The 9,732-nt window shown below is 45.3% G+C and carries 8 protein-coding genes; 3 read left to right on the top strand and 5 right to left on the bottom strand.

Going from position 1 to position 9,732, the window contains the following annotated elements:
• Positions 1 to 61 precede the first annotated feature (61 nt).
• On the top strand, positions 62 to 1,375 hold the full coding sequence (vabS, locus tag AACQ42_RS10325) for a vanchrobactin export MFS transporter VabS (RefSeq protein WP_094165733.1): 1,314 nt from the start codon (positions 62 to 64) through the stop codon (positions 1,373 to 1,375).
• Positions 1,376 to 1,622: 247 nt separating this feature from the next.
• Positions 1,623 to 2,546, top strand: a complete 924-nt coding sequence (locus AACQ42_RS10320; RefSeq protein WP_176429042.1) for an isochorismatase family protein — start codon at positions 1,623 to 1,625, stop codon at positions 2,544 to 2,546.
• A gap of 111 nt (positions 2,547 to 2,657) precedes the next feature.
• On the opposite strand, the gene vabE is transcribed toward AACQ42_RS10320, so the two are convergent.
• A complete protein-coding gene (gene vabE / locus AACQ42_RS10315) occupies positions 2,658 to 4,289 on the bottom strand; it encodes a 2,3-dihydroxybenzoate-AMP ligase VabE (protein WP_094149148.1) in 1,632 nt (543 codons plus the stop codon).
• A 3-nt stretch (positions 4,290 to 4,292) separates the two neighbouring features.
• Positions 4,293 to 5,480 (bottom strand): isochorismate synthase, encoded by a 1,188-nt coding sequence (locus AACQ42_RS10310; protein WP_094124595.1) that lies wholly within the window; start codon positions 5,478 to 5,480, stop codon positions 4,293 to 4,295.
• 176 nt (positions 5,481 to 5,656) lie between these two features.
• On the opposite strand from AACQ42_RS10310, the gene AACQ42_RS10305 reads away from it, so the two are divergent.
• Positions 5,657 to 6,433, top strand: a complete 777-nt coding sequence (locus AACQ42_RS10305) for a 2,3-dihydro-2,3-dihydroxybenzoate dehydrogenase (RefSeq protein WP_017044378.1) — start codon at positions 5,657 to 5,659, stop codon at positions 6,431 to 6,433.
• Between the two features lie 59 nt (positions 6,434 to 6,492).
• Here the strand turns inward: AACQ42_RS10305 and AACQ42_RS10300 are convergent, their stop codons facing one another.
• The 3 genes from AACQ42_RS10300 to AACQ42_RS10290 all read right to left on the bottom strand — a co-directional run bounded on the left by AACQ42_RS10300 (position 6,493) and on the right by AACQ42_RS10290 (position 9,639).
• Positions 6,493 to 7,569, bottom strand: coding sequence for a 3-deoxy-7-phosphoheptulonate synthase (locus AACQ42_RS10300; RefSeq protein ID WP_094165731.1), 1,077 nt, complete (start codon positions 7,567 to 7,569; stop codon positions 6,493 to 6,495).
• A gap of 247 nt (positions 7,570 to 7,816) precedes the next feature.
• Positions 7,817 to 8,866, bottom strand: a complete 1,050-nt coding sequence (locus AACQ42_RS10295; RefSeq protein ID WP_094165730.1) for an ATP-binding protein — start codon at positions 8,864 to 8,866, stop codon at positions 7,817 to 7,819.
• Positions 8,863 to 9,639, bottom strand: a complete 777-nt coding sequence (locus AACQ42_RS10290; protein ID WP_017045624.1) for a response regulator — start codon at positions 9,637 to 9,639, stop codon at positions 8,863 to 8,865. Before AACQ42_RS10290 ends, AACQ42_RS10295 begins: the two co-directional genes overlap by 4 nt.
• Positions 9,640 to 9,732 lie beyond the last annotated feature (93 nt).

Genomic DNA, 9,732 nt, shown 5'->3' with positions numbered 1-9,732 from the left:
TTTCGTCTTAATCTTCGCGATGTTTTAAAAGCATTACATTCTGGTTTGAATAGATAATAGTATGAATATAAAGAATATATTTTTAGATTTTAGCCTACTAAAAGACAACCCACATTTCCGAATGGTCTTTATGGCCCGCATGATGTCAGTGCTTGCTCTTGGCATGATGACGGTCGCGGTGCCGATTCAGATACATCAAATGACCGGTTCGACCTTGCAGGTAGGTCTTATCATGGCATTGGATGGTATCGGGATGTTTGTTGGCCTGTTGCTTGGAGGCGTACTGGCCGATAAGTACGATCGCCGTCGATTGATTTTGTTTGCGCGCGCGACCTGTGGCATTGGGTTTGCGGCATTAGCATTCAATAGTATAGTCGTGCAATCCTCCTTAGCGGCTCTCTATATACTCTCTGTGTGGGATGGTTTTTTTGGCGCTATGGGTATGACGGCCTTGATGGCTGCTTTACCGACCATCGTTGGCCGACAAAAATTACCTGAAGCTGCCGCATTGAGCATGCTAACGGTTCGATTGGGTATGGTTCTTTCGCCAGCGATTGGCGGCTTACTGATCACTGTCGGTGATGTCAGTTGGAACTATATTGCGGCTTCTGTTGGAACGCTCTGTACGCTGATCCCACTGTTTAGATTACCTTCGATGAAGCCGCAACATCATACGCCGGAGAATCCATTTCAATCACTGTATGAAGGTGTTCAATTTCTATTTTCAAACAAAGTGGTTGGCTGTGTGGTGCTGTTTGGCACACTCGAAACATTAGCAACCGCGATTAGAGTGATGTTCCCTGCGTTAGCTTTAGTCTCATTTCAGGGTACCGCCGCTAACGCAGGTGTGATGTATTCGGCCATTCCGTTGGGGGCAATGTGTGGCGCACTGACTTCAGGTTGGGTGAAACAGTCGCAAAAGCCAGGAATGGTCTTAATCTACGCGACGTTAGGTTCATTTTTAGCGATTGTGGCTATGGGGCTTGTGAATAATTTTTGGTGGTTTGCTCTCATCTTAGTTGGCTATGGTTATTTGGGTTCGGTCGCTTCTCTGATTCAATATTCGATCGTACAAGGACACACTCCAGATCACCTGCTAGGCCGCGTAAGTAGCCTATGGACGGCGCAAGATGTGTCGGGAGACTCGATTGGAGCACTCGGTTTAGGGGCGTTGGGTAAAGTGCTAGCACCAACGATGTCGATCCTCACTTTTGGTTTAGGTGCAACGGGAATTGGTGCGTTGATGGTGATAGCATTTCGCTCATTACGCCAAGCGACTCTGTTTGATCCAGCGCTTATCGTTAACACAAGCTCAGAACCTAACGTCTCCTCAGATGAGGTCACTTCCCAACCTGCGGCGCAAACGATGAATTAGCTATTCGTTTTGCGGTGGGCTCTTGTTGCGTTGCCGTGAGTCGAGAGCGACATGTTACGCACATAATTGAGAATTAATCTCATTAACAATTGATTTTTATGCGTAGACTGCTTTAGTATTAATGAAATGATAATCGTTACCATTTATGTGGCGGTTGTCGACGAATACGAGCCTCTTATTTCTGAAGTCGTTATTGGCTTTAAGGCATCACGAACGAGAAAAGCCTCTTTTAACAAGGATTACATTTATGGCGATTCCCAAAATAGCCAGCTACTCCATTCCGTTGGCTGAAACATTTCCGAAAAACAAAGTTCATTGGCATGTCCAAGCGGATAGAGCGGTACTGCTCATTCACGATATGCAAAAGTACTTTATCAACTTTTTTGATCATTCTCAGGCACCCGTTCCTGAGTTATTAGCGAATATTTCAGAGCTGAAATCACTGGCTCGTCAGGCAAATATCCCCGTGGTGTACACAGCACAACCTCCTAACCAAGACCCAGTAGAGAGAGCGCTGCTGACTGATTTTTGGGGAACAGGGCTGACAAAAGATACTGAGATTGTGTCTGAGCTTTCACCTGAAGACGGGGATATCCAATACACCAAATGGCGTTATAGCGCGTTTAAGAAAACGCCGCTGCTGGAGTGGATGAAAGAGACACAGCGTGACCAGTTGATCATTGTGGGTGTCTATGCACATATAGGTATCTTATCAACGGCGTTAGATGCTTTTATGTTGGATATACAGCCTTTTGTGGTCGGTGACGCTGTGGCTGATTTCTCTTTGGAAGATCATCATCATACGCTGAAATACATCACGGAGCGTGTTGGCTGCGTGACTTCGCTTGAGGCATTAAAACCACAAATGATCCACAGTCAAGAAACCGGTTTATTGAGCCTTGAACAGATGCGTCAGCAAGTGGCTGAGCTATTGGATCTCGATTTAGATGAAGTGGATGTAGATGAGAAGCTCACTTTTCTTGGCTTAGATTCTATCCGCGCGGTTACCTTATTTGAATCATGGCGCAAGATGGGCATAGAGTGCGCCTTTTCAGAGATGATTAAATATTCAACCTTAAGAGAGTGGTGGCATGTGATGGAGCCTAGTGTTGTTGCTCAGTCGTCACATCAAGTCACGGACACGCGTTCCACTGAAGAGCAACCAGTTTGAGTATACTGGACCACTAGAATAGGGAAAGAGAACGCATCGCCTAGTAAAAGCCGATATCGACGATATCGGCTTTTTCATCTTTAAGTTATTTGAGCGCCTGTATTGCCATGATTAGTGAGAGTATTGCGTTCTTAACCATTTTTTGTTGACTTTGCCCACGGGGGTTTTCGGTAATTCATCGACGAAATGGATGTGATCAGGGATCTTAAATTCTGCTAATCCTTGAGCGTGTAAAAATCGTTTGAGAGTAATGGGTTTGAGCGTTTTACCGTTATCTGGAACGACAATGGCGCAACTGCGTTCACCAAGAAACTCATCAGCAATAGCAACCAAAGCCACATCATGAACATCCTGATGTTGAAGTAGCAGGTTTTCAACCTCTTCGGCTGCGATTTTTTCACCACCACGATTGATCTGATCTTTCTCTCGTCCCGTGACGATAATATTGCCCTCAGCCGTCCTACGCACTCTGTCACCTGTGATATAGAAGCCTTGGTCGGTGAATGAGCGTTGGTTATGTTCTGGAGCTTGGTAATAACCTCGAATCGTATAAGGGCCTCTGGTCATGAGCAAGCCTTCCTCACCCACCGCAGCGGGCTCACCCTCATCGTTGATTATCATCACTTCATCATCAGTTGAAATTGGGCGTCCTTGAGTAGTAACAATCACGCTGAGTGGGTCATCAAGTCGTGTGTAATTAACCAACCCTTCAGCCATTCCAAACACTTGCTGTAATTGACAGTGAAGAGTCGTCGGTAAGCGCATTGCTGCGGCCTCACTAAACTTCGCTCCGCCGACTTGTACCAGAGTGAGGCTCGCGATGTTTTCTGTAGCGGACTCGGCGTATTTCATCCACAGTAGCGCTAACGGCGGCACTAGTGCTGCAACAGTAATGTGGTGCTTCTCAATTAAACGGAAAGCGGTGTGCGGTGTGGTATCGGAAGCGAGCACGACACAACCGCCAGCGTAAAAGACGCCCAATGCGCCGGGCGAGCTGAGTGGAAAGTTATGCGCAACGGGAAGAACACACAAATACCTCGTTTGTGGACCAAACTGACAAATTTGAATGCTACCAAGTACGCTATAAGCGTAGTCATTGTGCGTACGAGGGATCAATTTGGGAGTGCCAGTTGTTCCGCCGGAAAGCTGGAAAAAAGCCACTTGATCAGCAAAGACCGAATCAGTAACAGGATCTTCTTCCACGCAGTGGTAAAGCGTATCTAATTCCTGAATTTGCTCGTGTGAGGATTGACCGCAAACAATGGTATGCAAGAGAGAAGGGCAACTACTTCGTAGTTTCTGCGCGGTTTGCTGCGCGTCAAAGCCCACGATATCGTCTGAAAAAATATAGGCTTTGGCGTGAGTATGTTGGCAAAAATAGCTCAGCTCTAGATAGCGGTGCGCTGGCAGAGCTAGAACCGGTTTAATGCCCCGCATGGTCAAGGCAAAAAAGCAGAGATAGAATTCAGCACGATTGGCCATTTGTAGTACGACATTATCACCCCGCTGCAAACCTAGGGAGCTCAAGCCAGCCGCAAGGCTTATCATTTTCTGATATAAATTTTGATAGCTGTACTGGCCGAAATCATCAATCAGTGCGATGGCGTCAGGGCTTTTTTTTACGGAATCACTGAAGTAATCAAATAAGGTTCTTTGTTGCCAGTAGCCTTGCTCACGATAGCGCTGGCTGAATTGCTCAGGCCAAGGGGTAAAATCGGTCGGGTTAAGATTATTCATGACCACTCCTTAGGCGGTAAGTAATTCATCAATTTCAATACCAGCGGCTTTCAAAATGGTGCTCATTTTTGCCCCTGTTTCATCGAGTTCACTCTGCGGTGAGGATTCATTCACTATGCCAGCTCCAGCGAACACGCTCATCTCGTTTTGGCTCACTTCAGCGCAGCGTATCGTGACAACCCACTCGCCATTTCCCCGAGCGTCGCACCAACCGATCATGCCAGTGAAGTAGCCGCGGTCGAAAGTTTCGATCTGCTTAATCGCTTGGTAAGCCGATAATCTTGGATAACCACACACTGCGGGTGTTGGGTGTAACTCTGCTGCAATGCGTAGCGAGTTAATCATCGGATCATCGGCTTGTCCTTCAAGCACTGTTGATAAATGCAGCATCGTTTCGGTTTCAATCACTGATGGGACCATAGGGGTAAATAAGTTATGGCAGTAGCGGCTGAGTACTTTCTCGACTTCCTCGACGACGAAGGCATGTTCATTCAGATCTTTTTGCGTATCAAGTAATGAAGCGGAGCGCTGTTGGTTTTGCACCGCGTTGTTTGATTTAGGCCGCGAGCCCGCTAGGGGGTTAGAAACGATAAACCCACCTTTCTTCGCCAACAACAACTCGGGACTGGCTCCCATTAACTTGGCGTTAGGGCCAATTTCAGTAGAAAAAGTGTAGCCATTGCGATTGATAGACAACAGATTACGCAATAAACGAGTTTGATCGATGTGTTGCGGAGTCGAGAGTTTCACTAAACGTGATAGCACCACTTTTGATAGTTCGGTGGTATTAAACAGCTCAAGTAAGGTTGTGACTCCTTGTCTGTAGTCGTTGCCTGTTGGCGGTGAAACAATGGTCGCTTTGTGGCTCTGCTGCTCCTCTTTTTCACTGGCCCGCGGGCTACCAGAAACATAGAGCTTTTCTGGAATAAAGAAACGCGTCGCCGTCTCTTCATTAAAAGGAATCGTCGCAAATAAAATAGGATTATCGTACTCATCTGTTTTTGCTGCTTCTAGCATCTTGGTTGCTTGATCCGCCAGCTCACAGAATGGGATCGCCTGATTGAACTGATGAGCAATTCCCACGCCAAGCATGGTGTTGTGAGGCGAAGCAAAAAAGAAGGGAGATTCTTTTAAGTGCTCATCCAATAGCTGATTAGCCATTTTTGAAAACCCAATAACTTCACGTTTCATCACCAAAACTCCATTAATAACGTGTTACGCCTAATTGCTTATTATTTTACAAACCACTAAAGTACGCAGATTATATATGATAATAATTATCAATAACAAATGATAATTAATGTTATTAACTAAGGATGAGATTCAGTTATGGCTATGGTTTAGTGTGGATTTAACGGAGTAAAGTTAGGAAAATGATGAAATTAGACGAAACGGTTTTATTGACTGGAGCCGGGCAGGGGATTGGTTATGCCGTATTGGAATCTTTACTGGCGAGCGGTTATCGAGTTGTAGCGACGGATAGAAATCACCACCAATTAACTCAGCAATTAGCGAGTTTGAACGCGCGCTATACCGAGCAGCTTCATTGCTATGAGCTTGATTTACAGCATCATGACGACGTAAAAAAAAGGGTACAAGAACTGAATGAGCGCTATCAGTTTGCTCATTTCATCAGCTGCGCGGGCACATTGCACCTTGGTTCAATAACCGAATTATCGATGTCAGAGATCAAAGCGATGTTTGATGTCAATACGTTTGGCACCTTAGCCGCTTTGCAAGGTGTAGCGATAGGAATGAAAGTGCGCCAGCGTGGCAATGTTATTGTGATTGGCTCTAATTCAGCGAATACGCCTCGGCTTAATATTGGAGCATATGCGGCATCTAAATCGGCTTTGCATATGTTGGTCAAGTGCGCAGCTCTTGAGCTTGCAAACGATGGAATTCGATGCAATATCGTTAGCCCGGGCTCAACACGCACCGAAATGCAAACGCAGTTATGGAACAGCGAATATGGTGAAAGAGAAGTGATAAAAGGTAATCTTGAACAGTACCGTTTGGGGATACCCCTTGGCAAAATGGCGGAGCCCGAAGACATTGCTGGGGTTGTTATGTTTTTGATGTCCAATGCAGCAAGTCAAATCACCATGCATGATTTGAGAGTGGATGGCGGCGCTACGCTCGATAATTAGGTGAAGGCCGCTGACGGTAGGCAAGGTGAAGCAAGTAGGAGCTTCACCTTAGTGGTCGTTTACACTGGAGCGGGCTGACAATATTGCTGCTGTTGAAGTGTTGCGACCGCATCATCGAGCGTATTTAAAAAGCACATTGTATCCTCCCAACTTAAGCACTCATCAGTGATGGATTGGCCGTAGCAGAGCGGGCCTTTATCCAAAGCTTGGCTACCGCCTTGCAAAAAGCTTTCGCACATTACCCCCGCAATGTGGCGCTCTCCAGACAGCAGTTGCTGGGCTATGTTGTTTATTACATCCAATTGATTCTTAGCGATTTTTCCGCTATTGCCGTGGCTGCAGTCAACCACTAGCCTACTGCTGAGCTGGCTATGGTGTAATTGATAAGCCGCACTTTTAACACTGTGACTTGCATAGTTTGGCGTGACACCACCACGTAAAATGATATGGCAATATGGATTACCTTGAGTTTGCACCGCAACCGGTTGCCCATTCTCACCCGCCATAATCAACAGATGTGAATCGTTAGCGGCATGAATCGCATCGATTGCAATGGTCGTATTGCCGTCAGTACCATTTTTAAAACCAATAGGGCAGTGCAATGCCGACGCGAGTTGGCGATGCGGTTGTGATTCTGTGGTTCTTGCGCCAACCGCACCCCAACAAATAAGGTCCGCGATATACGGAGCGATATGCGTATCTAAAAACTCAGTCGCTGTTGGTACACCTAGCGCTAAGACTGACTTGAGTAATTCACGGCTAGAGCTGAGCCCTTTGAGTAAGTTAAATTGACCGTTGAGATCAGGGTCAACCATGTATCCTTTCCAGCCAGTCCGCGTTCTCGGTTTTTCAAAATAGGTTCGCATCACCAATTTAAGAGTGCTGCTGAACTGTTTTTGTGCCTTTGCGAGTCTGTGTGCATAGTCAATTGCAGCCTCAGGGTCGTGGATTGAACATGGCCCAATAATCACCAACATCCTTGAGTCACGACCCGCCAAGATATTTTGAATGTCTTGGCGGTGTTGGTGAACGGCCATTGATCGTTGATTATCGGTTTCTGATGATTGGTCTAGAAGGTAGAGATTGGGTAAAGGTGTGATTGATGAAACGTTCATCACATTATGTAGAGATTTCATGGGCACTATCCGCATAAACATTATGACGTAATGATAATTATTATCATTAATTATTTTCGATAGTGTGAAATATTTGTACAATTGTCAATATGTAAATATGGTTCTGATCACCCTGTATATAGGCTTTCGACGTTATTGATCCATGTGTGGCGAACCGGTCTCTCCATTTTGTTATTGAATCGCGTTGATGTGAAAAATTAATGAATACTTAGGCTTATGGTGGATTTAATCGTTCTCGTGATTTTGATTAAGTTGGCCAACAGAGTTCAATAATCGTTCCGCCTTTATTGTTTATACGACAACTAACGCTTCCTTCATGTGCTGTGGCAATAGCAGCAACAACGGCCAATCCTAATCCGCTGCCGCTTTTTGGGGTGTCCTTAGCGCTGCGAAATGCTGTAAAAATATGCGGAATTAAATCAGGTGAAACTCCCGGGCCAGAATCTTCCACACTTAAATGGCAAAAGCCATCTTTAAGCTGAGTAGAGATAGTTATTGCACCCGGAAGAGCATATTTACTCGCATTTTCCAGTATAGCCAACAAAGCTTGTCTTATTCTGGTTGGGTCACAAAAGACAGATTGTGTGGTTACATTAAGTTCTACATGTTGATTTGCTTCATTCAGCATATTTACCGACAAATCAGTAAGTAATTTTATTTCTGTCGCTAAGTTGGTTTCTTTTCTATTTATTCTTAATTCATCACTATTCATTAAGCTAATAACACGCAGATCTTCTATTAATCGAGATAACCCTTCAATTTGTACTAATAGTTTAGTGAACTGGTTTTTATCTGGAGTAAAGACACCTTCTGCTAACCCTTGTAATCGGCCCCGTAAAATTGTCACCGGGGTTCTGAGTTCATGGGCGATCGCTGCATTCCAAAAGGCGTGCTCTTCTGTCATTCGTTGAAGTTTATCCGCTAAGAGGTTGAAATCGTCTACTAATAAAGCGGCTTCACCTAATGAACGGTCTCCAACGTTAGCGCGGAAATGTAAGTCGCCTTCAGCGATTTTTCGCATTCCTTGCGCAACAGCACTTAGCGGTTCCAAAATGCGTTGGGATAACTTAGTAGCAAGTTTGACGGCTAGCAGAATGACAATAACGCAGGTTAGTGCGAGCCAAACCCATTCTGGCCAAGAAGGAGTGAGAGCATCTTCACTCGGTATATAATTGGGCCAATATTTATCCCAAAGATAGTAAAAAATAAACGAGCCCATTGTGGCAAGTAATGCTGAACCGATTGCGATTTTTATCATTGAGAATGCAATCTGACGGCTCAAACCACTTAATTTCATTGGTCGCCCTTAAAACGGTAACCGACACCACGAACACCAGCCGGAACGCCTTGAATACCGTAGGCTTCAAGTTTTTTGCGGATTTTGCTGATGTGGCTGTCGATCGTTCGTTCCAGCGTGTCACCCTCAGGTAGGCACGTACTTAATAGTTCTGTTCGGCTAAACACTCGCTTGGGTGAACGAATGAAGTGAGTCAACAATTTAAACTCAGTTAAGGTTAGCAGTAGAGTATGACGTTCTCCATCCACATGAACAGCGATTTCGTGACTCTCTAAATCGACTTCAAACGGTTCGGCTCGCAGTATATTTTTGTTGTGAGGTTGATTAACTTCTAAGGTGCGTCTTAGAACGGCTTGGACTCTCGCGACGACTTCTGCCGGATTAAACGGCTTAACGACGTAATCATCAGCTCCGATTCTGAGTGCCATCAATTTATCTAAATCTTGGTCCATTGCGGTAAGCATGATGACAGGGGTGTTACTTTTCTGACGAAGTTCCGACAACACTTTCCATCCATCCATTTTAGGCATCTGGATATCAAGCAGTATAAGATCTGGCTTCATGGATGAATGAAGTTCTAGTGTTCTTTGACCATCTGCAGCGTGAATCGTACGCATATTGCTGCGCGTTAGATAAGCGGAGAGTATATCGACAATTTCAAATTCATCCTCAGCGATCAGAATTAACGCCTGACGATAAGACCCGGTTCCTGAATCTGGGCCTGAATCTGCAGCAAATTTCTGCCCCTCAACGTACAAATTGTTCATCTCCATCAAATCTCCACATTCACTCAGCGGGACCTCCACACACAGGTATTAGACTCAACAACTATCGACAGCGGATAGTCCGCTTTGATTTGTTCAGAG

The organism is Vibrio sp. V12_P9A6T4 (genome assembly GCF_963874835.1).
GTDB lineage: Bacteria > Pseudomonadota > Gammaproteobacteria > Enterobacterales > Vibrionaceae > Vibrio > Vibrio anguillarum.
Note: the sequence above shows the minus strand (reverse complement) of the source record. Positions and strands in the feature narration are given on the sequence as shown.

Coding starts and splice junctions, on each gene's coding strand:
- AACQ42_RS10305 (WP_017044378.1), top strand. CDS start 5,657: ATGATGAAATTAGACGAAACGGTTTTATTGACTGGAGCCGGGCAGGGG.
- AACQ42_RS10300 (WP_094165731.1), bottom strand. CDS start 7,569: ATGAAATCTCTACATAATGTGATGAACGTTTCATCAATCACACCTTTA.
- vabS (WP_094165733.1), top strand. CDS start 62: ATGAATATAAAGAATATATTTTTAGATTTTAGCCTACTAAAAGACAAC.
- AACQ42_RS10295 (WP_094165730.1), bottom strand. CDS start 8,866: ATGAAATTAAGTGGTTTGAGCCGTCAGATTGCATTCTCAATGATAAAA.
- AACQ42_RS10290 (WP_017045624.1), bottom strand. CDS start 9,639: ATGGAGATGAACAATTTGTACGTTGAGGGGCAGAAATTTGCTGCAGAT.
- AACQ42_RS10320 (WP_176429042.1), top strand. CDS start 1,623: ATGGCGATTCCCAAAATAGCCAGCTACTCCATTCCGTTGGCTGAAACA.